Source organism: Actinomadura sp. 6K520, from assembly GCF_004349245.1.
Lineage (GTDB): Bacteria > Actinomycetota > Actinomycetes > Streptosporangiales > Streptosporangiaceae > Spirillospora.
On the sequence record NZ_SMLC01000001.1, the window covers coordinates 15,726 to 38,421 of the forward strand.

At 67.5% G+C, this 22,696-nt stretch carries 29 protein-coding genes; 8 read left to right on the plus strand and 21 right to left on the minus strand.

Annotated features, from left to right (window positions below; all coding sequences use genetic code 11):
• Positions 1-113: 113 nt before the first annotated feature.
• From E1289_RS00090 to E1289_RS00105, 5 genes are read right to left on the minus strand one after another with little or no spacing between them, the layout of a single operon-like run.
• Positions 114-1,841: an FtsK/SpoIIIE domain-containing protein gene (locus E1289_RS00090; RefSeq protein WP_243712500.1), complete on the minus strand. Its 1,728-nt coding sequence runs from the start codon at positions 1,839-1,841 to the stop codon at positions 114-116.
• Between the two features lie 59 nt (positions 1,842-1,900).
• Positions 1,901-2,245, minus strand: coding sequence for a hypothetical protein (locus E1289_RS00095; protein WP_131973995.1), 345 nt, complete (start codon positions 2,243-2,245; stop codon positions 1,901-1,903).
• Between the two features lie 30 nt (positions 2,246-2,275).
• Entirely contained in the window at positions 2,276-2,464 is a 189-nt protein-coding gene (locus E1289_RS00100) for a hypothetical protein (protein ID WP_131973996.1), read from the minus strand.
• A 10-nt stretch (positions 2,465-2,474) separates the two neighbouring features.
• Positions 2,475-2,615: a hypothetical protein gene (locus E1289_RS37895; protein ID WP_165970272.1), complete on the minus strand. Its 141-nt coding sequence runs from the start codon at positions 2,613-2,615 to the stop codon at positions 2,475-2,477.
• 11 nt (positions 2,616-2,626) lie between these two features.
• Positions 2,627-2,836: a hypothetical protein gene (locus E1289_RS00105; protein WP_131973997.1), complete on the minus strand. Its 210-nt coding sequence runs from the start codon at positions 2,834-2,836 to the stop codon at positions 2,627-2,629.
• Positions 2,837-3,014: 178 nt separating this feature from the next.
• On the opposite strand from E1289_RS00105, the gene E1289_RS00110 reads away from it, so the two are divergent.
• From E1289_RS00110 to E1289_RS00120, 3 genes are read left to right on the plus strand one after another with little or no spacing between them, the layout of a single operon-like run.
• Positions 3,015-3,758, plus strand: coding sequence for an XRE family transcriptional regulator (locus E1289_RS00110; RefSeq protein ID WP_131973998.1), 744 nt, complete (start codon positions 3,015-3,017; stop codon positions 3,756-3,758).
• 3 nt (positions 3,759-3,761) lie between these two features.
• Positions 3,762-4,238 carry an NUDIX domain-containing protein gene (locus E1289_RS00115; protein WP_131973999.1) on the plus strand — a complete coding sequence of 159 codons (477 nt, stop codon included), beginning with the start codon at positions 3,762-3,764 and terminating at the stop codon, positions 4,236-4,238.
• A gap of 21 nt (positions 4,239-4,259) precedes the next feature.
• On the plus strand, positions 4,260-6,275 hold the full coding sequence (locus E1289_RS00120; RefSeq protein ID WP_131974000.1) for an AAA family ATPase: 2,016 nt from the start codon (positions 4,260-4,262) through the stop codon (positions 6,273-6,275).
• Between the two features lies 1 nt (position 6,276).
• On the opposite strand, the gene E1289_RS00125 is transcribed toward E1289_RS00120, so the two are convergent.
• Genes E1289_RS00125 through E1289_RS00140 form a run of 4 tightly spaced genes read right to left on the minus strand, consistent with a single transcriptional unit; the run spans position 6,277 to position 8,077 of the window.
• Positions 6,277-6,849, minus strand: coding sequence for an HD domain-containing protein (locus E1289_RS00125; RefSeq protein WP_131974001.1), 573 nt, complete (start codon positions 6,847-6,849; stop codon positions 6,277-6,279).
• Positions 6,850-6,898: 49 nt separating this feature from the next.
• Complete coding sequence (locus tag E1289_RS00130) at positions 6,899-7,354, minus strand: winged helix-turn-helix domain-containing protein (protein WP_131974002.1); 456 nt, start codon at positions 7,352-7,354, stop codon at positions 6,899-6,901.
• A gap of 1 nt (position 7,355) precedes the next feature.
• Positions 7,356-7,799 (minus strand): hypothetical protein, encoded by a 444-nt coding sequence (locus E1289_RS00135; RefSeq protein ID WP_131974003.1) that lies wholly within the window; start codon positions 7,797-7,799, stop codon positions 7,356-7,358.
• The gene (locus tag E1289_RS00140; protein WP_131974004.1) at positions 7,799-8,077 is read right to left on the minus strand and encodes a hypothetical protein; all 279 of its coding nucleotides are present in this window, start codon (positions 8,075-8,077) and stop codon (positions 7,799-7,801) included. The genes E1289_RS00135 and E1289_RS00140 overlap by 1 nt, the downstream gene beginning before the upstream one ends.
• A 170-nt stretch (positions 8,078-8,247) precedes the next feature.
• On the opposite strand from E1289_RS00140, the gene E1289_RS00145 reads away from it, so the two are divergent.
• Complete coding sequence (locus E1289_RS00145) at positions 8,248-8,979, plus strand: XRE family transcriptional regulator (RefSeq protein ID WP_131974005.1); 732 nt, start codon at positions 8,248-8,250, stop codon at positions 8,977-8,979.
• Between the two features lie 46 nt (positions 8,980-9,025).
• Here the strand turns inward: E1289_RS00145 and E1289_RS00150 are convergent, their stop codons facing one another.
• From E1289_RS00150 to E1289_RS00165, 4 genes are all read right to left on the minus strand, one after another.
• A complete protein-coding gene (locus E1289_RS00150; RefSeq protein WP_165970273.1) occupies positions 9,026-9,535 on the minus strand; it encodes a hypothetical protein in 510 nt (169 codons plus the stop codon).
• Positions 9,536-9,819: 284 nt separating this feature from the next.
• Positions 9,820-10,428, minus strand: coding sequence for a DUF2637 domain-containing protein (locus E1289_RS00155; RefSeq protein WP_243712501.1), 609 nt, complete (start codon positions 10,426-10,428; stop codon positions 9,820-9,822).
• Entirely contained in the window at positions 10,421-10,615 is a 195-nt protein-coding gene (locus tag E1289_RS00160; protein WP_165970274.1) for a hypothetical protein, read from the minus strand. The genes E1289_RS00155 and E1289_RS00160 overlap by 8 nt, the downstream gene beginning before the upstream one ends.
• Positions 10,616-11,050: 435 nt before the next feature.
• Positions 11,051-11,611, minus strand: coding sequence for a TetR family transcriptional regulator (locus E1289_RS00165; RefSeq protein WP_131974008.1), 561 nt, complete (start codon positions 11,609-11,611; stop codon positions 11,051-11,053).
• Positions 11,612-11,684: 73 nt separating this feature from the next.
• On the opposite strand from E1289_RS00165, the gene E1289_RS00170 reads away from it, so the two are divergent.
• Entirely contained in the window at positions 11,685-13,064 is a 1,380-nt protein-coding gene (locus tag E1289_RS00170; protein WP_131974009.1) for an amidase, read from the plus strand.
• Positions 13,065-13,135: 71 nt separating this feature from the next.
• On the opposite strand, the gene E1289_RS00175 is transcribed toward E1289_RS00170, so the two are convergent.
• From E1289_RS00175 to E1289_RS00195, 5 genes are all read right to left on the minus strand, one after another.
• Positions 13,136-13,897 (minus strand): glucose 1-dehydrogenase, encoded by a 762-nt coding sequence (locus E1289_RS00175; RefSeq protein ID WP_131974010.1) that lies wholly within the window; start codon positions 13,895-13,897, stop codon positions 13,136-13,138.
• Between the two features lie 82 nt (positions 13,898-13,979).
• Positions 13,980-14,576: a TetR/AcrR family transcriptional regulator gene (locus tag E1289_RS00180; RefSeq protein ID WP_207928701.1), complete on the minus strand. Its 597-nt coding sequence runs from the start codon at positions 14,574-14,576 to the stop codon at positions 13,980-13,982.
• 83 nt (positions 14,577-14,659) lie between these two features.
• Entirely contained in the window at positions 14,660-15,346 is a 687-nt protein-coding gene (locus E1289_RS00185; RefSeq protein ID WP_131974011.1) for an endonuclease V, read from the minus strand.
• 22 nt (positions 15,347-15,368) lie between these two features.
• Entirely contained in the window at positions 15,369-16,565 is a 1,197-nt protein-coding gene (locus tag E1289_RS00190; protein WP_131974012.1) for a serine hydrolase domain-containing protein, read from the minus strand.
• 63 nt (positions 16,566-16,628) lie between these two features.
• Entirely contained in the window at positions 16,629-18,305 is a 1,677-nt protein-coding gene (locus E1289_RS00195) for a phosphatidylglycerol lysyltransferase domain-containing protein (RefSeq protein WP_131974013.1), read from the minus strand.
• 132 nt (positions 18,306-18,437) lie between these two features.
• Between E1289_RS00195 and E1289_RS00200 the strand changes: the two genes are divergently transcribed.
• Both E1289_RS00200 and E1289_RS00205 read left to right on the plus strand, forming a co-directional pair.
• The gene (locus E1289_RS00200; RefSeq protein ID WP_131974014.1) at positions 18,438-18,893 is read left to right on the plus strand and encodes an NAD(P)H-dependent oxidoreductase; all 456 of its coding nucleotides are present in this window, start codon (positions 18,438-18,440) and stop codon (positions 18,891-18,893) included.
• Between the two features lie 24 nt (positions 18,894-18,917).
• On the plus strand, positions 18,918-19,217 hold the full coding sequence (locus E1289_RS00205) for a Dabb family protein (RefSeq protein ID WP_131974015.1): 300 nt from the start codon (positions 18,918-18,920) through the stop codon (positions 19,215-19,217).
• Between the two features lie 121 nt (positions 19,218-19,338).
• On the opposite strand, the gene E1289_RS00210 is transcribed toward E1289_RS00205, so the two are convergent.
• Both E1289_RS00210 and E1289_RS00215 read right to left on the minus strand, forming a co-directional pair.
• Positions 19,339-19,566 (minus strand): hypothetical protein, encoded by a 228-nt coding sequence (locus tag E1289_RS00210; protein ID WP_243712502.1) that lies wholly within the window; start codon positions 19,564-19,566, stop codon positions 19,339-19,341.
• Between the two features lie 301 nt (positions 19,567-19,867).
• Entirely contained in the window at positions 19,868-20,527 is a 660-nt protein-coding gene (locus E1289_RS00215) for a TetR/AcrR family transcriptional regulator (protein ID WP_131974016.1), read from the minus strand.
• A gap of 115 nt (positions 20,528-20,642) precedes the next feature.
• Between E1289_RS00215 and E1289_RS00220 the strand changes: the two genes are divergently transcribed.
• Positions 20,643-21,230: an HAD family phosphatase gene (locus E1289_RS00220; protein ID WP_131974017.1), complete on the plus strand. Its 588-nt coding sequence runs from the start codon at positions 20,643-20,645 to the stop codon at positions 21,228-21,230.
• Positions 21,231-21,278: 48 nt separating this feature from the next.
• On the opposite strand, the gene E1289_RS00225 is transcribed toward E1289_RS00220, so the two are convergent.
• Positions 21,279-22,637, minus strand: a complete 1,359-nt coding sequence (locus E1289_RS00225; protein WP_131974018.1) for an MFS transporter — start codon at positions 22,635-22,637, stop codon at positions 21,279-21,281.
• Positions 22,638-22,696 lie beyond the last annotated feature (59 nt).

A 22,696-nucleotide genomic window follows, 5' to 3' on the forward strand; every position in this document is an offset into this window, starting at 1 on the left:
GGTCGGTGATCATCTCCTTGGCTACGGTGGGTGCTCGTCTCCGTCTCGTCTCACGGACGTCTCTGCCACCCATACGTGCAGGCGCACGCGCGTGAGATGAGACGGTGAGACGACTACTGGGCGTGATCGGACGACTTGTAGCGGCCTCGGCCGACCTGGACGGCGTGGCCTGACTTCACCGCGTGTGCGAGGCGCCGGTAGAGGGTCGGTCGGCTGAGTTGCGTGAGCATCATGAGGTGTGCGATTGGAAGCCCCTCGTCCGGCGCGCCATCCAGGGCCTTCCTCAGCGCGTTCTCGGCAGGGTCGTCGCGGGACGGCGTCACGGGGACGGTCGGCTCGTCGACGGGTGCCATTCGCGCCTCGTCCAGTGCGCACTGAGAGACCTCGTCCAGCGTCGGACGCATGGGCGCGTGCCGTTCTGTCGTCTCCGCCACGATTGCATCGCTGAGCAGGTAGGCGCGGCCTCGTCGGGGTGTGTCGTGTTCTGGTGCGGAGAGTAGGAACTTGCCGGGTGCATTGAGGGTGTGGGCGTGCCATCCGGCGTTGAGCATGCCTTGCCCAAGGATGAGATCGACGTCCTTGCGTTCCCGGACGCGGAAGCTCACGCGGACGTCCATCTGAGAACGGACGGCGCCCTTGCCCATGGCCTTCTGTGTGGGCCGCTGAGTGGCGGCAACGAGGGTCACGGCAACCGCTCGGCCTCGTCGCGCGATTGAGTCCGTGTCGCCGGCGGCATCGGGCGCATCGTCGGCGAGTTCGGCGTACTCGTCCACGATGATGACCAGCGCGGGAAACTCCGGGGTCGGATCCCACACACGCCGCCCGCTGGCCGTGAGCCATTCGGCGCGCGCCTCAAGAACGGTGACGGCGTCTCTCAGCATGGCGCGTGCTTGCTCCGGAGTGGTGGCGAGGCGATCGATACAGGACGCCCAGGGCTGCAATTCCATCCCGCGCTTGAGGTCGATGGCCCAGATGACCACGTCCCGGCATGCGCTGAGATTGCCCATCAGGACATTGATTCCGCCGCTCTTCCCGGAGCCTGCCACGCCTCCGATGAGGCCGTGACGGCGCAGCAGCAGAACACGCGCGCCGGTGGCGTCCTCGAACGGGCCCAGGTCGATCGGCTCGGTAATGGACGAGACAGACGGTCCAGGCCACGGGATCGCGTCGGCGTGCGGGTCGGTGTCCAAGACCCGGAGTTCGAACCGGTTGGCTTTGTCGTCGCGCGTCGGAGAGACCCGCACCGCGCCCCGGAAGGTCCCAAGAGCCGACTCGATCTCGGGAACCTTGCCGATGACGTCCTGGATCGTTTGGCCGCGTGCCAGGGCGAACCGTGCGCGCCATCCCCACACGTCCACCACCGCGGATTGCGCGCGTGATCCGGCGAGGCCGACCGATTGCGCGATTTCCGGCCACGCGGCTATCTGCCGATCGACGCGCACCCTGGCGCGCCTTCTCCGGTGTGCCCACCACGGCAAGGCGAGGACGAACCCGCCACCGGCGAGCAAGAGGGGGAGCGGCCGGAACGTCACGCCCAGTGCGGTAGCGGCAGAGAGCCACCCACCACCGGCCATGGTGACGGTAGCGGCATAGAGCCGCTCGATTCGACGGACGAGGCCGACCCGTTCCCCGAACAGGGCGAATGCCCACCCAGCCACCGTTGCGAGGCCCAGCAGCCACGGCCACCATTCCGGGTGTGCGAGGTGCAGCACCGGCGCCGAGATCGCGAGGACGGCGACCAGGTAGGCCGGTGCCAGTTCGGAGCGGTATCGCCACAGGGCCCGTGCGACGTGCACGGCGGCCAGGTCCGGGAACTGGTCGTCACGGTCGATGATCACCATGGGCTGAAGGCCGTTGCGGCGCATCTTGTGGGCGTGCCGCCGCATCTGACGTGTCCGGCTCATGAGCGTCCCCAGGCGTCCGGGGGAAGGTGTCCTTGCGCTCGTAGCTCGTCACGCAGGTAGTAGAGCGGGTCGGGTTCGGCGTCCCGTTCGGCTTTGAGGGTGGCGCGTCCAGCGGCCACCAGGTTCGCGCGGTCGCGCCGCACTTTGGCCAGAACGGACGCAAGGCGGGTGATCTCCGAGACGAGTGCGGGGACGTCGGCGAGTGCGGCGTACAGGCGAAGCCACAAGTCCTCGATGGACGGCATCGCGGCGGATAGATTGGCGACGATTTCACGCGCGGCGAGGTTGCGCGTACGGACCTCCTGAACGTTGACCTTGACGTGCGGCGGCGTATCCGGCACCAGGGCATCCCTCCCTTCGGTCAGGGGACGTCAGTGCTGAGAAACCGACTGGAGCAGGACCGACACCAGCCGGCGAATCTCCGGCGCGGTACTGGTAGCGGCGAGAAAGAACCCGAACAGCAGACACACCGCGATGTGCCAGCCACGAAGCCCCATGTACCGCCACGCGACCCACACCACCGCGCCGAGGATCACCACCAGGGGAACCGAGACATCCACAGGCGCCCCCTCACAGCCACAGGTCCGGGAACCGCGAACCGCGCCCCCGCCGCAGCCACCGGGCGCGGGCGCGGCACTTGCGGCACCGCCGGTTACCGGGCTCGACCCGCGCGCCGCACGCGCAGGCGTGGCCGGTGATGACGCGAGGCATTCGCTGCATCCTCACCGCCCCGCCGGAACACGGTGGGGAAGCTCGTCACCCGTCCGGGTGCTGAGCAGACGCCGCGAGGCCGCGCCGCAGCGGGACGACTCGGTACGCCCCCGCGCCGCCCGCCGCTCCTCGGCATGGATGCCGAGGACGAGCATGGCGAAGATGCCGCAGGTGGAACCGGCGAGGAAGACGGCGATGATCGATGCCAGGACGAGGATCATGTGCGATCACTCCTCTCGTAAGCCCGTATCCGGCGGGGGCGGTTTCGGGCGTTCGGTGACTTACGAGAAAGAGAATGCGCTTGACCTGAGGGACGAGATCACTACATGACTGGACGTGTTCATGACGTCCTCATAGGGTTGATCGCGTCCCAGGACGTCCCGGATCCCGGACGGGTGCATGCCGAACGAACGCCTACGCGCCGCTCTGCTAGAGCAGGGCCTGACTATCGCCACGCTCGCCGAAGCGATCGACGTGGACCCCAAAACGGTAGAACGCTGGATCACCAAAGACCGCACCCCATACCGGCGGCACCGTTACGCAGTGGCTTCACGCCTGGGCGTAGACGAGACCTTCTTGTGGCCGGACGCCCTTTCCAACGAGCAAGTCACCGCAGCGTCCACCAGCGAGCTAGTGACGCTCTACCCGCACCGCACGTCTGTTCCAAGGGACGCATGGGGACGTCTCTTCGCGTCCGCCAAGGAGGAGATAGGCGTCCTGGTCTACTCTGGCCTCTTTCTCTCCGAAGACTCCGGAATACAACGCACCTTCGTGGACAAGGCCAAGAACGGCGTACGCGTCCGCATCCTCCTCGGTGACCCTGACAGCCCACAGGTCGCCGAACGCGGATTGGACGAGGGCGTAGACGATGCCATGGCCGCAAAGATCCGCAACGCCCTCGTCCTCTACAAGAACCTACGCAAACAAGACGGCGTAGAGTTCCGCTTTCACCGCACGGTCCTCTACAACTCCATCTACCGCGCAGACGACCAGCTCCTCGTCAACACCCACGTCTACGGCGTTACGGCCCCACACGCCCCCGTGTGGCACCTCCGCCGCATAGCCGGCGGAGACCTGGTCAACACCTACCTAGAAAGCTTCGAACGCGTCTGGGAAGGCGCAACACCCATACCGGGGGACTGACCCATGGGCCGCAGAATCGACTACTACGACGACCCCAACGCCCCCAAGGCCAACAGCCTCGTCCCATCCGTCAACGTTGTCGTAGAGAACGACAAGGGCGAGATTCTCATGATTCGCCGCACCGATAACGACAACTGGGCCCTACCGGGCGGCGCAATCGACCTAGGCGAATCCGTAACTCAAGCCGCCATACGCGAAACCAAAGAAGAAACCGGAATTGACGTAGAGATCACCGGCCTAGTAGGCATCTACAGTGACCCAAAACACTTAATCCACTACACCAGCAACAATGAAGTCCGTCAGGAATTTTCGATCCTTGTTGCCGGACGGCCAGTAGGGGGGAGTCTGCAAGTAAGTCAAGAATCGCGCGAATCTAAATGGATATCGACGAAAAGGATTTCAGGATATGAGATGGATCGATCAATGTGGATGCGCATTGGGGACTATTTGTCAGATGGTGATCGACCAATAATAGCCTAGATGTAGCAGGAGGTGATCCCAATGAGACTTCAATGTGTCATAGCCAAAGACTTTCTGTCGCTCGGCGATTTTGAACTCACGCTTTGGGGCGGTGTAACAGTGCTCACCGGTCCAAACGGTGTCGGAAAGACTAACGTCGGGCGCTGCGTTGACCTTGTACGTACTGTTTTGGCGGCCCATGCAGGAAAGAGATTGAACGATAGATTGGAACTTTATAAAGCCGCTGGCCGGAACGGTCATAAGGCCTTTGAGGTATCGCTCGGTCTTGTTTTTGATCAGGATTGGGAAAAGTCGCTACTGCTGGACTTTATGCGGGCTGCATTCGCTTGTAACGATTCTGCCGCGAGTGATGAATGGGCTGGAGAGCTAGATATAGAAGCCATCGAAAAGATGAGTCACGAATCTATCTCTCCGTTGTATTCTGGAAGGCTGCGCGTATGCTTCGATGCTTCGATGTTGAGTCCCTGGTGGGTGGTGTGGGAATTTGAAAACGAAGGCGACACATGGACGGTTCCCATCGTCGGAACTGGTCGGACTGATTTCATCCATCCGGGGGTAATGACGCCTTTCAGCATCTCTCAACATCCCCAGAATGATCTCGCGCGGTTCGTTCTAAACATAAGCAGACAGGCAGATATTGAAGAATTTCGGGCTCTTGTGAGGTTGGCCAGGGACTTCGATTTGGCTGGGGCGTTTAAGCGAGAATCAAGCAAGACGCAACTAGTCAAGCTCGCTGTACCAGCATTGACTAGGCAGTCGAACCCAATTCCTGCCAGTTTGCAACTATTGGCAAACGCCTTCGGTGTCGAACATCATGAACTCTATCGTCAAGCTTTCAGTTTTCTGCAGGTGCTCGACAGAATTATCGAACGTTCCTTTGTCCTGACGGAAAATCGTAGAATTCCACCCCGGCGCTTCTTTAGTCATAGTCGCTTGGCGGCTTCCCTTGACATGCAGGATGGCGGCAACGTTGCTGCTAGGCTATTCCAGCTCAAAAATGGAGCGATCGATGATCGTAAATTGTATTCACGCGTGGAGGAGAGATTCAGTTTTCTCACTGGAAGAGTTCTTGGCCTGCGGGCCGTGCCAGCACGGAGTGGAGACTTCGAAGGATTCAATATTGAACCGACAGTTGTTGTGGATGGGCGGGAGGTGCCGTTGGAATTTTCCGGGGCTGGCGTTGCTGAGGCGCTGGTGCTAAGTACGCTGTTGGCTGACTCTGATGGACGCGTACTTGTCTTTGATGAGCCGGCAGTAAATCTGGAGCCCACGATGCAGAGGCGCCTTATGTCAGCGCTTCGCGCGATTAGTCAATGCCTGGTCATCACTCACAGCCCTGATATGGTTCCTTGCTCCGTACCGGAAGATATTAACGGAATTGTTCGCCTGAAGCCAGAAGTTGACGGTCCTGAGATCAAGCGCGCTTCTTCGTTGACAACGGCGGATTATTCACGCTGGATCCAACTACTGGAACCGACACATGTCCGAGCGTTGTTGTTTGCTGCGCGGGTCATATTGTGCGAAGGGACAACCGAGACAGGGGCGCTTCCTCAATGGTGGCACAATACTCTGGATCTAGGTTTAGTTGACCCCGAAGCGGCCAACATTCCAATCGTCAGTGTTGATGGTGATAGCCGTTTCGGCGTGTACGTAGAATTCCTGGATTCCTTTGGTGTTCCGTGGGCGATTATTGCTGATGGTCCAGCGCTGCGAAGGGGCAGCAAACTTGCTCAGCAACTAAGGCAAAACGGCCACGCACCGCCTAGTGAACCTGATGGCGAAGACTTTGCCGATTGGCGCGAGTACTGGCAACAGGCAGGGGCCTTCACTCTTGCTGAAAGCTTTGGCGATGATGGAGGTAAGCAAGGAGAGTTCGAAGCATACCTAGAGCGTCTCGACAGTGATTTGTATGAAAGGGCCAGTACTCAAAGTGGTAAAAGCAAGCCTAGGCGTGGGTCATTCTTTGCTGCAAACCACCCCCGCCCCAAAGAAATCAGTGATCTATATCGCAAAATTGCCGTGCACTTCAACTTGTGAATCATGTTGAGAACCGTCGGTTCAGTTCGATAAGTTGTTGATGGATTTTCTCTGTGGCGCTGGTTAGGCATGGGGTGGATTTGATGATGGCGCGCGTGACTGTATGATCGGAGCCGTAGCGAGTTTTGATCTCGGAAAGGCGCTGGTCAACAGAAAGGTAGGCGCCGGTCGGACTCGTCGTCATGTCACAATAGATCAAAGCAGCGTCTAGATTCGGGGCCATGGCCCCGAATTCGCTTATGAGGTGATGAGCGAGTCCCCGTTCACGCGCCTCAATCAGGGCGCATGAATGGTGGGCTACGAGGCGGCATAGGTGCTCGGCGGCGCGGTGTGTGTCGCGGAGGTGACGGGCCCCGTCTAGGGGGTGGAAGCCGGTTTGGATGAGGTCGGGGGCGTAGCCGATGTCGTGGAGCCATGCGGCGGCTTCTAGTAGGTCGGCATGGTCGCCGAGGATGGGGGCGAGGGTCCGGGCTTGGCAGGCTACGCCTTGGGTGTGTGCCCAGCGGCGGGGGAGCGAAGTCTCTAGGTGCTTGCGTGCGAGGTCGCGTGCCCATGCTGCGGTGTTCTTGTTCATGGGTTCGACGCTACGGCGGCGTGGGTGGACGTCCACGGGCGTGTATGGCTCATCTGGGGACGTCTTGGCGGGCGTAGCGTCCTTTGCCGTGGACGCAGGTGACCAAGCCAGCGGCTTCAAGGGCCTTGAGAGCTGTGCGGGCTGTGGAGCGGGATACGCCGTAGCGTCGGGACAGTTGGGCCTCACTCGGTAGCCGGTCGCCCGGTCGGAAGCGTCCGGTCTCGATCTGGTGGCGCAGGTGCGCGGCGATGTGCTCGGAACGAGTGCGCGGTTGGGGGGCGTCGTCCTGGATGCATCGGCCAACTCCGGGACGGACGGTGATGAGGGCCTCGTCCTGCAAGGTGGACAGGGCCCGCCGCACGGTGTTTCGGGCAACGCCGAACTCGGCGCAGAGGGCGGCCTCGCTCGGTAGGCGGGAGCCGGGGGCGTAGGTGCCATCGGTGATGCGTTGGCGTAGCGCAGCGGTAATACGCGTGTAGGTGCCCCATGCCGTGCGGCGGGTCATGTCAGAGGTACTCGTCCCTGAGCGGGTCGAATGCCGTTGCGACCCAAGGTGTGAGCAGGATGGCCAGCTTGTCAGCGGCGAGTTCGATCTTTCGGCAGGGCGTGAGCCACAGGCCGGTGCTGGATTGGTACCACCAGGCGCCATCGCCCCACGCCACGGACACACTCTCGCCGATGGTCGGAGTGCACTTGGCGTAGATGCGAAGGAGTCGGCGCGGCCCGGTAGTGCGGAGTTCGGTCTTCCAGCCGTCTCGGCGCATCACGAGGGCGAGGAGGCTGAGGTGCCAGCGTGCGCGCCATGGGCCGCTGTAGGTGGGCAGAGGGAGCGCGGGCGGTGCATACGGGGGAAGCCACACCGACCGCGCCACCTCCGCCCCACCCTGTGAGGCCGCGCTCTCCTTCGCGGCCTCCTTCGGTGACGGCTGCAGGAATCGGTACCGCGCCATCACCGGCTCTCCACACGCGCGACCCGGGCGCGCTCCGCCTCGTTGACGAGCGCCTCGCGTAGCGCGGTGGGGCTCGATCGGATCACCGTGAGGTCCACACCGGCTAGCGGGTCGTGCAAGCTGGCCACCCAGTCCCCGAGGCGTCCGTCCCAACGCACGGCGCGCCAGATCCGGTGACCGGTGAAGTCCCGGCGCAACTTGGCGAGCGCCTCGTCTGCCGCGCGTGGGTCGGTCTCGTACGGGTTCGGGGCGGCCTGGTTGGGCCATTCGGTGGACATGGTGGCTCCTTGGCTTGCGTGCGGGTCTTGGGGCGATGTGGTGTCTTCGCCGTGCGTCTTGAGCCTTCCGGCCGGGGTGGGACCTCTCCATCGGCATCTAGGGACGTCTTGGGACGTCTTCTGTTACCGTCGGTTGTGCGTCCTTCTCACTTGAATCCGCGGGAGGCCCGGTGAACGACTTGTTGCGGCGTGCCCTTGCCGATGCGCGTCTAACCGAAGCCGGCGTTGCGGCCCGGTTGGGCGTCGACCCCAAGACCGTCCACCGATGGGTCGCCGGACGCGTGCCCTACCCGCGCAACCGGACGAAGGTCGCGTCACTGGTAGGGCGCGACCAGGCGGACTTGTGGCCGCAACTCGCAATGGTGAACGTTCAGGCAGAGCCATCGGTGATCGACATCCTTGCGACCTATCCGCACCGGTGGGCCGTCCCTCGTCCGGTTTGGCACCAGCTCTTCCAAGGCGCGCGGGACGAGATCGGCATCCTGGCCTACGCCGGGCTCTTCCTCGCCGAGGACATGGGCATCATGCGCGCGCTCACCGAGAGGGCGCGTGACGGCGTCTGCGTGCGCATCCTGCTCGGCGACCCGGACGGAACCTGCGTCGCTGAGCGCGGCAGTGACGAGGGCGTAGGCGAATCCATGGCCGCGAAGATTCGCAACGCCCTCGTCCACTACAGCGCCCTACGGGACGTGGACGGCGCTGAGATCAGGCTGCATGACACCGTCCTCTACAACTCGATCTACCGCGCCGATGGCGACCTACTGATCAACCCGCATGCCTACGGCATCGCGGCGTCACACGCGCCAGTCCTGCACTTGCGACGGATGGAGGACGGGGACATGGCGAGCACGTATGTAGAGAGCTTCGAGCGCGTGTGGTCAACCGCGTTTACATTGTCCTAAGTTTCGGACAATGAATTTTCATGGATGTCGCGAGGTGGCGAGAGTGTCAGTATGGCCATGGCGCGTCCTTAAATTCACGATCAACTGAATCGTCTAGACCTTTATTGAGCATGTCTACATCAAGTGGATCTGCTGTTCTGTAGGCCTGATAAAGAGCCGCAGTTTCGGCCAATGTCCTCTGTGTTGTGCTGTCAGTGTCGAGATCCATCCACTGTCGGCCAACTCTGAGCTCCATATCGAATGAAACGTGCAGGTAGACTTCCGTGCCCCGTTCCAATTCGAAGCGTAGAGCATTGTTGATTCGTATATTCGTTTTCTGGTCCGGGCCTGGATTGCGGTACTTGTACATGCGCGCTTGGATATTCCCTGTCTGGCCAATATAGAACCACCAGCGGGCTGGGCGGTCGTGGGTCCCCTTGGAGTCGATAGGACGCCTCCCTGTGATTCGATATATGCCGCCTTTGTTTAGGAGGGAGTGCATTGAGGGGAAGATAAGACTTCCTTCATCGTTTATTTTGACATCCCCCAGCGGTCGCCAGGAAAGCCTTACGCTCACGTTTACATTGTCATCTAGATTCATTCGGAATTCCTTTATGGGACGTTGGGGGTGACTTCGGTAAAGTGTACAGCTTCGCCGGACGTTGTGTGCTATTGATGTCGCACGGATCAATTGTGACTCCCCGTCCGCTCATCCTCTGACTTTCAGCGCCTGTGGAGAGTGGCGGTATGGGGTACTTACGTGAGAGCCTTGCACGATTGCGAATGAGGCTCGCTCGCCTAGCCGTGGGCATACGAGAGCACCCAGCCATGGGATGGGGCCATGGCTGGGGGCTTTGTGGTTCACGCTACGGACTGTTCCGTACTGGTGATGATCTGTTTGATCTTGCGCCGGTCGATGCCGTGTTTCTCGGCGAGGTAGCGCTGAGACAGCGGACGACCCGGACCGTTCAAGCTCGCCCTGTACTCATCCAAGACGGCTTGCTCCGGCGTCCGCTCCACTTCGGTGCGCGGTGGTGCGGGTTGTGCCGCTTCGGTGGATGCCTCGCCCTTAGGGAGGTCAGAGCAGCGTGCCGCGTTGCGGGTGAGGGTCATCAGGAGTTCGAACGACCCCACCAAGGCGAGCGCGGGCCAAGCGCTGACCATCGCGCCTATGACCCCGTGGGATGCGCCGTGCGCCACGTTGGCGCCCACCGTCGCCACGATGCCCACGGCAAGGCTCCACTTGGCCAACGGTGGTGCGGGTTGCTTACGGCGGCTTGCGTCCAGGATCACCATGGAGGCGGCCCAGATGAGGCCGTCCACTGTGAACGGGACGAGGCGGGCCGTGGGGCCGGTCTCGCCGTGGGCGTGGACGAGTTCGTAGGCGTGGCGGTATGAGATGACGGCTGCCACGGCGGCTACCGCCACCACGGCGAGAGCGGTCGTGATCCTGATGAGGCGGTCAGTCACGAGCCAGTTCCCTCCGCCACTCGGTCACGCATGGGTCGTCCTCGCCGTGGGTGATGACGCGTTCGGCGAGCGACAGCGCCGTGATGGCGGAGTTCCGGTCGAGTGGGCGCGGCCACGTGGTGACGTGCCAGGCGTTCCCTACGCGTGTGCCGGTGGCGATGACCTCGCCGTTTACGGTCGCGGTCATTGCTGTTTCGGTGATTTCGAGGGCCATGGAGACCCCTCCTCCCTGCTGAGAGGGAGGGAGCCAGGGGAGCCAGAGCCGGGAGCCAACGTAGGTCGGAGTTAACCGACTCGGGTCGACTGTGCCGGACTGTTCCCCTGGGCTCCTTCCCCAGTTCTTGCAGGTGAACGGCTCTCGACGCGACTTCCCCGGACGGCTTCGGACGGCCTCTGAATAAGCCTTGCTCAGTGGTTCCCTAAGTGAGGCTTAAGGGCGTTCTGTTGGGGGGTGGGGGGCCATAGCGTTACGGGTGTCAGATCGAAGACACGGCGGAGGTGCACAGGCGGAGAGCAGAGCGAACGTCGGCTGAGGTTCCGACTGAGGTTCCTGATTGAGACAGGTTTCTGGCCCGCACGGCCCCGTAACCCCGCTCTGGGGCCGTGCGGGCCAGAAGCCTTTTCAGGTCCGGGGGAGTGCGCCCAGGAGGAGCAGGCGGAAGGCGTCGGCGGTGCCGGTGGCGGTGGTGTCGCCGGTGGCGAGGCGGCGGACGGCGAGGCCGTAGAGCATGGCGACGATCGACGGGGCGTGGCGTTCGGCGTCCGGGATGCCCAGGGCGGCGAGGACGGCGGCGGCCAGGCGGTCGTAGGCGTCGACGGAGCGGGCCGAGGTCTCGCGGAGGCCCGGGTCGCGGGCGGCGTGCAGGTGGAGTTCGAGGTTGGCTATCTGCTCGGGGCCGTACGCGAAGTCGACGACGGCCTTCTCGACCGCGTCGGCCGCCTCGACGGGGGCCATGCCCGAGGTGGCGAGGGCGGTGACGTAGGCGGTTATCCGGGAGATCTCCTCGTCCACGAACGTCTGCAGGGCCTCCCGGAGCAGGTCCTCCTGGCTCGGGAAGTGGTAGGTGAGGGAGCCGAGGGAGACGCCTGCCGCGCGTGCGACGGCCCGGTTGGTCACGGCGCCGATGCCCTGCTCGCCGATGAGGCGGAGGGTGGCCTGGAGGATCTGGTCGCGGGCGCTCATCGCTGCACAGTCTTCCCTAAGATCGACTCGTTCTGTATCGTTCGTTCGAACGAACGATACCCTGGGAGGCGGCGTGGTGCTGGGCGGGCTGGCGGGGCAGGCGGAGGCGCTGGCGAAGGGGGAGGTGTCCGCCCGCGAGCTCGTCGAGGACACCCTGGAGAGCATCCGGCGGCAGGAGTCGCTCGGGGCGTTCCGGGTGGTGCGCTGGGACGCGGCGGCGCAGGAGGCGCTGGAGGCCGACAAGCGGCTGGCGGACGGGGAGCGGCTGCCGTTGCTGGGGGTCCCCGTCGCGGTCAAGGACGACACGGACGTGGCGGGGGAGACGACCCCGTTCGCCGTGGCCGGAGACCACCGCCCCGCGGCCCGGGACGCGGAGGTCGTGCGCAGGCTGAGGGCCGCGGGAGCCATCGTCGTGGGCAAGACCACGACCTGCGAGCTCGGGTTGTGGCCCTTCAGTGAATCGCCCGAGTTCGGGATCGCCAGGAACCCGTGGAACCCCCATTACACCCCGGGCGGGTCGTCGGGCGGGTCGGCGGCCGCCGTGGCGGCGGGAATGGTCGCCGGGGCGGTCGGGTCCGACGGGGCCGGGTCGATCCGCATTCCGGCGGCCTGGAGCGGATTGGTGGGCATCAAACCTCAGCGGGGACGTGTTTCCGGGTATCCGAATACCGATCCGTTCAATGGGATCACCGTGTGGGGGCCACTCGCCAGAAGTGTGGGAGACGCCGCCTTGCTGCTGGACGTGCTGACCGGCAGCCATCCCGAGGACGTGTATCAGATCGATCCGCCGGTCACGCCTTTCGCGGAGTTCGCGAAGCGGGAGCCCGGACGGCTGCGCATCGCCGTCTCGTTCCGGACGGCCTTCGGGGTGAGCGGGAAACTCGACCCGGAGATCCGCGGCGCCGTCGAGCGGCTCGCCAGGCGGCTCACCGCCCTGGGCCACAAGGTCTTTCCCGCTGATCCCGACTACGGGCTCGTGGGGCTCGGGCTCATTCCGCGCGGCACGTCGGCGGTGGCCGACATGCTCGACGCGATGCCCGACCCGCGGCCCGAGCGGCGGACGGAGGTCGAGGCGCGGATCGGGCGGGTGGCCGGGAAGCGGCTGCTTCCGCTGGCCAAGAGAATGGACCCCCACCTGCGCAGGAAGGTCGGCCGCATATTCCAGGTGGCCGATGTGGTGCTGACCCCGACCACGGCGCGGCCGCCGTTGCGCATCGGGGCGTTCGACGGGGCCGGATACCAGAAGACGCAGTCCGGTGTGGCCGCCGCCTGCCCCTACGCGTGGACGTGGAACGTCCTCGGATGGCCCGGCGTGAACGTGCCCGCGGGTTTCACGAAGGCCGGGCTGCCGATCGGGGCCCAGCTCCTCGGGCACGACTCCGACGAGGGGACGCTCATTTCGCTCGCCGCTCAGCTGGAGGCCGTCGAGGGGTGGGTCGAGCGGCGTCCGTAGCCGCGCGACGGGTCGCCGGCGCCGGGGGTCCGAACCGTTGCCGGCGGCCCGTCGTGTTCCGTGTCAGGACCTCAGTACCCGGCGCCGGTGAGCATGCCGCCGTCGACCAGGACCTCGCTGCCCGTGCAGTAGGAGGAGTCGTCCGAGGCGAGGTAGACGACGAGGCCCGACACCTCTTTGGACTTGCCCATGCGGCCGAGGGGCAGGGCCTTCAGGAAGGCGTCGGCGCTGTCGGCGGTGGCCGAGACGACGTCGTCCTGGAGGGAGAGGGGAGTCAGGACGCCGCCGGGATGGATGCTGTTCACGCGGATCTCGTACCGGCCGAGCTCCCGGGCGGCCGCCTTGGTGAGGCCGCGGACGCCGAACTTGCTGGCGCTGTAGGCGGCCAGCCCGTGGGCCCCGATGAAGCCCTCGGTGGACGAGACGTTGATGATGGAGCCGCCGCCCGCCTCGCGCATGGCGGCGGTCACGGACTTCACGCCGAGCCACTGGCCGATCAGGTTGACGTCGAGGATGCGGCGGAACTCGTCGAGGGTCATGTCCTCGATCGTCTTGTGCCTGATGATGCCGGCGTTGTTGACCAGGACGTGCAGCGCGCCGAAGGTCTCCGTGGCGGTGTCGACCGCGTTCTTCCAGTCCTCCTCGCGCGTCACGTCCATCCGGACGAACCGCGCGTCGTCGCCGAGTTCGGCGGCCAGTTCGGCGCCCTCCTTCTCCAGGACGTCGCCGAACACGACCTTGGCGCCCTCGTCCAGGAAGCGGCGGACATGGGACTTGCCCATGCCGCGCGCACCGCCGGTGATCAGCGCCACCTTGCCGTCAAGCTGCCCCATCAACGCTCCTCGTCGCCGGTGACCATCGTCGTAAACCTAGCGAACGCTTGGTCAAGGCAACAAGCGGGGTCGGCGGGCGGGGTCAGCGTGCCCGCAGGCCGTCGAAGAGCAGCGTGAGCATCCGGTCGGCGTACGCCGCGGGATCCCGCGTGCGTTCCGACGCGACGCCGATCGCGTTGGTGAGCCGCAGCAGGTCGCCGGGATCGATCTCCGCGCGGATCGAGCCCGCCCGCTGCGCCCGCGCCAGCAGCAGCCCGAGGGCGTCGCGGATCGAGGCCGCCGCCGCGCCCAGCCCGGTCCCGGCCCACTCCGCCGACATGGCCTGGATGATCACCGTGGAGGTGCCGCGCGGCGTCATCGCGCCCGCGAGGTAGGCGCGCAGCCAGCGGCCCAGCGCGGCGTCCGCGCCGCGCGCCTCGCTCTCCGGGTCCTGCTCCGGTTCGGACAGCAGCTCGTCGGCGTGCGCGAGAAGCCCCTCGATCCGGTCGTGCAGGACGGCGTGCAGGAGGGTGTCCCGGGTGGGGAAGTGGCGGTACAGCGTCCCCGAGCCGACGCCCGCGCGCCTCGCGATGTCGTCGAGGGAGGCGTCCGTCCCGTGCTCCATGAAGGCCGTGCGGGCCGTGGCGACCAGTCGCTCGTAGTTGCGGCGGGCGTCGGCCCGCATCGGCCGGGTGTCCATGGGCACCGTCCAGCGGTGTCGCGGATGACCAGGGGTGTCTCCGCATCCTTGTGCACGAGAGTGCCATCTTCCGGTATCGCGCGCTACCCGGCGAGGGCGTCGCGCGCCAGCCGGTCGGCCCTGCGGGTGGTCTCCGGAAGGCGGTATTCGGGCGTGAGATCGAGGACGTTCCGGCACGCTGTATCGAGGTCGGTGCGGTGCCCGACGGAGACGTACACCGGTTTGACGCCGTCGCGCGTCCGCAGCACCCGCCCCACGACCTCGCCGCCGTCCAGCAGGGGGCTCGCGTCGCCGCGCCGCCGTCCCGGCTCCTCGTGCGCGCCGACGAAGGCCGTCTTGCCCACGCCGATCGCGGGCAGCCCGGTCAGCACGCCCACATGGCACGCCAGCCCGAACCGGCGCGGGTGCGCGACCCCGAAGCCGTCGCAGACGAGCAGCTCCGGGACGGTCCTCAGCCCGCGCAGCGCGTCCAGGAGCGTGGGCAGCTCGCGGAACGCGAACAGGCCGGGCACGTAGGGGAACGCGGCGGTGCCGACGGCGACCGACTCCTCGATCACCTCCAGGCTCGTCCCGTCCAGCACGGCGACGGCGGCGGCCAGGCGCGTCCCGGCGCCACCCCCGCCGCCCGCGTACGCGACGTCCAGGCCCGCGACGGTGCGCGGCCTCGCCGGGCCCGGCTCGCCCAGTTCGAGCATCGGGCGCAGCCGGTCCTGGACGGCCTCGGCCTCGCGCGGGGTGGACGGCCAGGCGTGCAGGTCGCGTACCTCCATGGGGCGGCACGCTACCGCGGACTCAGGACACCGACGCGTACGCGGCGTCCACCAGCCGGTAGGCGCGCAGGTCGCCGGCCGCCATGTCGCTCATCAGGTTCGGCAGGTAGGCGAACGCGAGGCCGGCCTCGGGGTCGCCGAGCCCGATCGAGCCGCCCGCGCCGGTGTGCCCGAACGCAGAGTCCCGGCTGGCCTTCGGGGTGAAGAACGTCTGGGCGGGACGCATGAAGCCGAGGCCGAACGAGCTGTCGATGAGCATCGTCCGGTCCGGCCCGGCGACCCTCGGGCGGATCGCCTCCCGCAGGGTCTCCGGGCGCAGGATCCGGCCCGTGACGAGGTCGCGGTAGAAGGCGGCGAGCGCGGGCGCGGTGGCGAGCATCCCGGCGGACGGCCATCCCGCGCGCAGCACGACCGGGTTGTTGTAGCCGCCCTTGCCCGGATGCGGGTTGCCTGTCGACCGGTTCATGGTGCTCTGCGGGTCGGTGTACGCGGCGGCCAGGCGGTTGAGGAGGTCGCTGGCCATGGTCCTGGGGGAGTCGGCGCCGCCGCCCTCCCCCGCGCGGGCGGGGCCGCCGCCCTGGACCCGGCGTCCCGCCGACAGCTTCGCGGCGCGCTCGATCACGTCGTCGGGGGCGCCGACCCACAGGTCCAGCCCGCCGGCGAACTCGTCCCTGACGAATCCGCCGACCGTCCTGCCCGAGTGGCGCCGGACGATCTCACCGGCGAGCCAGCCGTAGGTCAGCGCGTGGTAGCCGTGCGTCTCACCGGGCGTCCACTCCGGCTCCTGCGCGGCCAGTTCGGCCGCGAGGGCCGCGGGGTCGGCCGCCTCCTCCGCCGACACCGGGCGGGCGAACGCGGGCAGGCCGGCCTGGTGGGTCAGCAGGTGCTCGGCGGTCGTGGCCTCCTTGCCCGCGGCGCCGAACTCCGGCCACCAGGCCGTCACCGGGCCGTCCAACTGGTACAGGCCGCGCTCGGCGAGCAGCAGCGCCGCGGCGGCCGTCACCGCCTTGGTGCAGGAGAACCCGAAGCAGGGGGTGTCCGGCAGCCACTCGCGCCCGGTGCGCCGGTCGGCGATGCCGCCCCACAGGTCCACGACCTTGCGGCCGCCCGCGTAGACGGCGACGGCCGCGCCCAGCTCGCGCCCCTCGGCGAAGTTCTCCTCGAACACCTCGCGGACACGGGCGAACGCCGGGTCGCAGTGCCCCTGCACCGTGGTCATGCGCGCTTCCTCTCGACGGGAAGCTCCATCGAATCACGTTCTAGGAAGTCCCGCCGAGCCCGGTCACGGGCGGCTCAGGTCGTGGGCGGGTTCGGTCACCGGGCTCGCGGCCCGCTGGACGGGACGGACCCGCCCGAACTCCAGCGTGAAGAGGGCGGCGGCCAGCCAGGCGACATCGAGCCAGGAACGGAAGGCGACGTGGCGAGGCTTGTAGGACGGGCCGAACTTCCGGTCGAAGAGGAAGAGGGACTCGGCCGCGATCCATGGGTCGAGCAGGTGCAGCGCGCGGTACGCGGCCTGCTCCAGGGTGGTGCGTTCCCGGGTGTCCAGCAGTGCGCGGAACGGGACGAAGTTCAGCGAGACGACGCCGTGGCCCCGGTCGGCCGCGTACTCGACCATTTCGGCGATGAGGCGCTCGTTGACGCCGTTCGGCCCGCCCGGGACGCGCCGCATCGCGTCCAGGCTGACGCCCTCGCCGGCGGTGACGTACCGCTGGAAGGCGATCGGCTCCATGTCCTCGTCGTAGGCGACCGCGACGATCGCCCCCGGGTGGCGTCCGGTGAGGAGCTCGTCGAGGTTCATGGCGAAGCCGCGCTCGGCCGCCCCGCCGAGCGAGCGGGACGCGACGTCCAGGAGCCGCTCGCGCAGGCCGGCGTCGAGGTCCCGTTCCAGGACGATCCGGGTGGTCACCCCGGCGTTCACGGTGCGCTGGACCGCCTGGCGGACGTTGCGCATCCGGCGTCCGGACATGCTGAACGCGCCGGGCCGGACCAGTACCTCGTCGCCGTAGCCGATCGAGCGGGCGAGCCCCCACGCGGGGAGCGCCCCGCCGCTCGCCCCGAGGACGGCGGGCCGCCAGCCGGCGGTCCGGCACCGGGCGAGGAACGACCCGATCGCGTCCGCGTGCGAGGCCGGGTCGCCGACCGGGTCGCCGCCCGCCACCGCGACGCCGAACAGGACGCGGTAGCCGACCGCGGCCCGCCCGTCCGGGCTGAACGCGTACGCCTTGTCGCGCCGCAGCGCGAACGGGGCGATGGTGTCCGAGCCGGGGTGGGCGACGAGTCCCGCGACGTGGCGGCGGTCGGCCTCGTCGGCGGGCGGCGGCGCCGGGGCGGGCGCCAGGAGGATGACCACCAGGACGAGGAGCCCGGCGGCGCCCGCGAGGCCGAGGACGTCCGGCAGCCAGGACGCGCCGTCCATGGGCGCGCCGGTCGAGCCGAGCCCGCCCGCGACCTGGCCGACCGACCTGGCCGACACGCCGCCGAACAGCAGCGAGCCGGAGACCGCGACGGCGACCAGGAGCGCCCCGGTCCGCACGGCCGCGCGGACGCGCTCGGGGTGCACGGGGACCGGGAAGCGGCCGCGCTCCAGCCACAGCCCGCCCAGGACGGCCGCGAGCAGCGGCACCCGCCACGGCTCGCCGTCGCCGGTGAGCGCGGACAGCAGGCCCAGGACGGCCAGCAGGACCAGCCCGCACCAGGCGGCGCGGCGCCGCAGCAGGACACCGCGGGCGACGATCGCGAGGGCCAGGCCGAGGGCCGCGGCGTGGGCGGGGGCGAGCGGCGCGCCGCCCGTGACGAGGCGTGCGGGCCCGCCGAGCCAGGGCGGAGCGTGCGCCGGCGTGGGCATCGCGACCAGGGCGGCGACGAGCAGAGTGGCGAGCGCGATGGGCCACACGGGCCGGTCCGGCACGCCGGACGCCGCCGTCCGTGACGCCTCGCCCGTTCGCACGAAGGACACCTGCACCACCATCCCCGACCAGAAACCTTCAAGGAGCCCTACCCGGCGGCGGCGTTTCGATGTCACCGACCGCTACATGCGGTCACTCGCCGCTACGGACGGCAAGGGGCGGGCGCGGTTAGGCTCGTGGTGATGAAGAGGCTGCTGCTCGTCCACCACACCCCCTCGCCGTCCGTCCAAGCGATGTTCGAGGCGGTGCGCGCCGGTGCGTCCACCGACGAGGTCGAAGGCGTGGAGGTGGTGGCGCGGGCGGCGCTGGCGGCCTCCGCCGTGGACGTCCTGGAGGCGGACGGCTACCTCCTGGGCTCGCCGGTGAACCTCGGCTACCTGTCCGGCGCCCTCAAGCACTTCTTCGACCTGATCTACTACCCGTGCCTGGAGGAGACCGTCCGGCGCCCGTTCGGGGCCTTCCTGCACGGCAACAACGACGCGACCGGCGCGTTGCGCGCGCTGGAGTCGATCACCACCGGGCTGAAGTGGAAGGCCGTCCAGCCGCCGGTGGTCGTCACCGGCGAGCCCGCCAAGGCCGATCTGGAGTCGTGCTGGGAACTCGGCGCGATCACGGCGGCCGAGGTCGCCGGTATCTGACGCTCGCGGCGATAGCGTGCCGCCATGAGTGGTTTCCGGCACGTGGTGATGTTCAAGTGGGCCGAGGGGACGACGACGGGCCAGCAGGAAGAGGTCGCGGCCAGGCTGGGTGAACTGCCCGGCCTCATCGGCGAGATACGGGAGTACAGCATCGGCGTGGACGCCGGCGTGAATCCCGGCGCGTACGACTTCGTCGTGGTCGCGGACTTCGCCGGGCGCGACGCCTACCTCGCCTACCGCGACCACCCGGCCCATCGTGCGGTGGTCGAGCAGTACATCGCGCCGATCGTCGCGGAGCGGGCGTCCATCCAGTACGAGGCGTAGGCGGGTTCTGCCGAAAGGGAGACGTAACCGAGCAAGCGCTTGTGCGTAGAACGGGTTTCGGTTAGCGTCGCTGGGACGCCCTCCGGGGACGGATCGCGCCCCGTTCCCGGTGGGCGGCCGGTCATCCCCGGCTGCGCACGCTCATGATCTCGTCGCGGAGCCGCTGCGGAGACGGCGCCTCCAGCAGCCGCGGACCGCCGCGCAGCGGCACCATGGCCCACCAGGATCCGGTGGCCTCACCGAACCAGACGCGCACCCCGGGGAACTGCTCCTGCAGCCCGCGCGCCGTCGCGGCGCGCATCGCCTCCGGTGTGGGCTCGTCGCGGCCGGCGCCCCCGTGAGCCGTCACGTCGCCCTCCCCCCGTAGATCTCCTCGGTAACAGCGTCCCCACGGGCCAAAGCGTCACCCCTACTCGGCAAATAGTGACTAAGCACACTATGGGGGTTAGGGCACGTGCACAGTGGGATTCCGCGCCGGTTGTGCCCGAACGGAGGTATTCGCCGAACCGAATTGCCCCGGCATGTCCGTAAAGACGGGTCCCCGGGGATGGCGACGCCCGGTGGCGAGGTGCGTGATCTTTGCGAAGCGAGTGCCGTGACCATGCACGGTCCCGGCCGCCGACGGACCCGGCCGCGGGGACCCGGGCCGCCTAGTGGAGGTTGATGCCGTCGAACATCACCTTGAGGTAGTGGTCGGCGAGGCCCTGGGCGTCCAGCCTGCCGCCCGGCTTGAACCAGCGGACCGCCACCCAGATGGTGTCGCGGATCATCCGGTAGGTGAGCTTCGGGTCGAGGTCGTCGCGGAACAACCCCTCCTTCTGGCCCGCGCTCAAGGTGTCGACCCACATCTTCTCGACCTCGTCCTCGGACTTGTTCAGGTAGGAGAAGCGGTCCATACCCTTGAGGTAGTTCCAGTCGTTCTGCATCACCGTGATCGCGGCCCGGTGCGGCTCCAGGCTCCCGAACGCGACGCGGACGAGCCCGGCGATGGTGTCGCGCGGGCTTTCGCCCCGGTCGAGCACCGCCTGGTACGACGCCATGATCTCGTTGAAGAAGCTGGCGAGGATCTCGTCGACGATCGACTCTTTCGAGTCGAAGTGGTGGTAGAGGCTGCCCGAGAGGATGCCGGCCTCGTCGGCGATGTTGCGGACCGTGGTGGCCTGGAAGCCCTTCTCGGCGAACAGTTCCGCGGCCAGCCTGACCAGGTGCTCGCGCCGTTCCGACGCCAGCGCGGCGGAGCCCTTGCCGCGGCGGCGGGCACCGCCGGCGCGGGTTCTGGATCGTCCGGAGTCGGCGCTCGTGGTCGTCACCCTCTCATTATGCCGTGTCGCCCAACCGCTTGCTCGTCGCCCGCACCAAGGTTACTTGCTGTTAACAAGCGCTTGCTGCATTTCGGTCGCCGCGCGTCCCGCATAGGCTCGGGCCATGCCCGACGTGATCGTTTTCGACCTGTACGGAGTGATCGCCCGTACCCAGTCCCCCGAGGCGGTGCGGCGGATCGAGAAGATCGCCGGCGATCCGGGCCCCTCGTTCTGGGACGCCTACTGGTCGTGCCGCCCCTCCTACGACGCCGGCCAGCGGAGCGCCGCCTACTGGGCCGACGTGGCCGGACTCCTCGGCACCACCTTCCCGGACGTCCCGGCCCTCATCGAGGCCGACCTGGAGTCCTGGACCGAGGTGGACGACACCATGGTCGCCCTCGTCCACGAACTCGCCGACGAGGGCCGCACCCTCGGGCTCCTGTCCAACATCATCAGCGACCTGGTGCCCCGCTTCGAGGCCCGCCACGGCGCCGTGCTCGGCCGCTTCGACGCGCTCACCTACTCCTGCCGCATCGGCGTGGCCAAGCCCGACCCCCGCGCCTACGAGATCTGCGCCGAGCGCCTCGGCGTCCGGCCCTCCGACGTCGTCTTCTTCGACGACAACGAGCGCAACGTCCTCGCCGCCCGCGACACCGGCATGCGCGCCGAGCTCTTCACCTCCCCGGCCCAGGTCCGCGCCCTCGTCGGCTGACGGCCCCCGCCCGCGCCGGGCCGCCACCGCCTGCGCGCCTCCATCGGGTCACTCCTCGGCGCGCATCCGGACGGCGAGACCACGATCCCGGCGGTCCGGGGCGGGGAGGGTGCGGGCGGTGGTGGCCGCGACCAGGAGGAGGGCGGCGATCGTGGTGAAGGCGTGGCCGTATGTGGTCGTCTGGGGCGTGAGGGGGGCCGTCAGGGTGACCAGTACGGCCAGGCCCAGGGCGGCGCCGGTTTGTTTGGTGGTGTTCATCAGGCCGGAGGCGGCGCCGGCGTCGTGGGCGGGGACGTTCGAGGTAACGGCCTTGGTGAGCGGGGTGTTGAGGAGGCCGGCGCCGGCGGAGACGAGGATCGCCGGGCCGAGGATGCCGGTGAGGTAGCCGTCGCCGGGGGCCAGGCGGCTCTGCCAGAGGAAGCCCGCGGCGGCTGTCAGGGCGCCGATGGTGATCAAGGTGCGGTCGTCGGTGCGTTCCATCAGGCGGGGCGTGACGTGCAGGGCGACCGCCAGGGTGAGGAGTGTGTGGGGGAGGAAGCCCAAGCCCGTTTGCAGGGGGCTGTAGTGCAGGACGTTCTGCATGGACAGCGTCAGGAAGTACCACATCGGGTTGAGGCAGGCACCGGCGAGCAGCATCGTCACATTCCCTACGGCCACTGTGCGGATGCGGAAGAGGTGCAAGGGGAGCAGGGGTGTCTGTGACCGGGATTGCAGGACGGTGAAGGCCACCAGGGCGGCGGCGCCGAAAGCGAGGGCCGGGACGTTCCAGTCGCGTGTGATGCCGTAAGTGAGGGAGGCGACGCCTGCGGTGGCCAGGACGGCTCCGGGGACGTCCAGGCGCCCGCGTGGATGCCTGCTGTCCGGCAGCAGGCGGGTGGGCAGGAGGGCCAGCGCGCCGACCGGGACGTTGATGAGCAGGATCCAGCGCCATGACAGGGCGTCGGTGAGGACGCCGCCGATGAGGTTGCCGGCGGTTCCTCCGGCCAGCCCCACGGCCGTCCAGGCGGCCAGGACGCGCGGGCGCAGGTCCTCCTCGAACGTGGTGGTGAGAATGGTCAGGGTGGCCGGGGCGAGGACGGCGGCGCCGAGGCCCTGGAAGGCGCGGGCCGCGATGAGGGTCCAGGGGTCCGCGGCGAGTCCGCCCGCCAGGCTGGCGAGGGTGAAGAGGGCCAGGCCGCCGAGGACGGTGCGGCGCAGGCCGCAGAGGTCGGCGAGGCGGCCGCCGAGCAGGAGGAGCCCGCCGAAGGTCAGCGCGTAGGCGTTCACGATCCACTGCAGGTCGACCGGGGCGATGCCCAGGTCCGCCTGGACGGACGGCAGGGCGACGTTCACCACGGAGACGTCCAGGACGACCATGAACTGCGCGGTGCATGCCAGGGCGAGCACCAGCCGCCGGCGCGGTGTCATCCATCCTCCATTGTGATACGGCTGTATCAATATGATACGTGTGTATCACACACCGGGAG

What these genes read in the sequence shown, in the direction of transcription:
- E1289_RS00090 (WP_243712500.1), bottom strand. Translation starts at nt 1,841, where the DNA reads ATGGTGATCATCGACCGTGACGACCAGTTCCCGGACCTGGCCGCCGTG.
- E1289_RS37895 (WP_165970272.1), bottom strand. Translation starts at nt 2,615, where the DNA reads ATGCCTCGCGTCATCACCGGCCACGCCTGCGCGTGCGGCGCGCGGGTC.
- E1289_RS00105 (WP_131973997.1), bottom strand. Translation starts at nt 2,836, where the DNA reads ATGATCCTCGTCCTGGCATCGATCATCGCCGTCTTCCTCGCCGGTTCC.
- E1289_RS00110 (WP_131973998.1), top strand. Translation starts at nt 3,015, where the DNA reads ATGCCGAACGAACGCCTACGCGCCGCTCTGCTAGAGCAGGGCCTGACT.
- E1289_RS00115 (WP_131973999.1), top strand. Translation starts at nt 3,762, where the DNA reads ATGGGCCGCAGAATCGACTACTACGACGACCCCAACGCCCCCAAGGCC.
- E1289_RS00120 (WP_131974000.1), top strand. Translation starts at nt 4,260, where the DNA reads ATGAGACTTCAATGTGTCATAGCCAAAGACTTTCTGTCGCTCGGCGAT.
- E1289_RS00125 (WP_131974001.1), bottom strand. Translation starts at nt 6,849, where the DNA reads ATGAACAAGAACACCGCAGCATGGGCACGCGACCTCGCACGCAAGCAC.
- E1289_RS00130 (WP_131974002.1), bottom strand. Translation starts at nt 7,354, where the DNA reads ATGACCCGCCGCACGGCATGGGGCACCTACACGCGTATTACCGCTGCG.
- E1289_RS00135 (WP_131974003.1), bottom strand. Translation starts at nt 7,799, where the DNA reads ATGGCGCGGTACCGATTCCTGCAGCCGTCACCGAAGGAGGCCGCGAAG.
- E1289_RS00140 (WP_131974004.1), bottom strand. Translation starts at nt 8,077, where the DNA reads ATGTCCACCGAATGGCCCAACCAGGCCGCCCCGAACCCGTACGAGACC.
- E1289_RS00160 (WP_165970274.1), bottom strand. Translation starts at nt 10,615, where the DNA reads ATGACCGCGACCGTAAACGGCGAGGTCATCGCCACCGGCACACGCGTA.
- E1289_RS00165 (WP_131974008.1), bottom strand. Translation starts at nt 11,611, where the DNA reads ATGAGCGCCCGCGACCAGATCCTCCAGGCCACCCTCCGCCTCATCGGC.
- E1289_RS00175 (WP_131974010.1), bottom strand. Translation starts at nt 13,897, where the DNA reads ATGGGGCAGCTTGACGGCAAGGTGGCGCTGATCACCGGCGGTGCGCGC.
- E1289_RS00180 (WP_207928701.1), bottom strand. Translation starts at nt 14,576, where the DNA reads ATGGACACCCGGCCGATGCGGGCCGACGCCCGCCGCAACTACGAGCGA.
- E1289_RS00185 (WP_131974011.1), bottom strand. Translation starts at nt 15,346, where the DNA reads ATGGAGGTACGCGACCTGCACGCCTGGCCGTCCACCCCGCGCGAGGCC.
- E1289_RS00190 (WP_131974012.1), bottom strand. Translation starts at nt 16,565, where the DNA reads ATGACCACGGTGCAGGGGCACTGCGACCCGGCGTTCGCCCGTGTCCGC.
- E1289_RS00200 (WP_131974014.1), top strand. Translation starts at nt 18,438, where the DNA reads ATGAAGAGGCTGCTGCTCGTCCACCACACCCCCTCGCCGTCCGTCCAA.
- E1289_RS00205 (WP_131974015.1), top strand. Translation starts at nt 18,918, where the DNA reads ATGAGTGGTTTCCGGCACGTGGTGATGTTCAAGTGGGCCGAGGGGACG.
- E1289_RS00220 (WP_131974017.1), top strand. Translation starts at nt 20,643, where the DNA reads ATGCCCGACGTGATCGTTTTCGACCTGTACGGAGTGATCGCCCGTACC.
- E1289_RS00225 (WP_131974018.1), bottom strand. Translation starts at nt 22,637, where the DNA reads ATGACACCGCGCCGGCGGCTGGTGCTCGCCCTGGCATGCACCGCGCAG.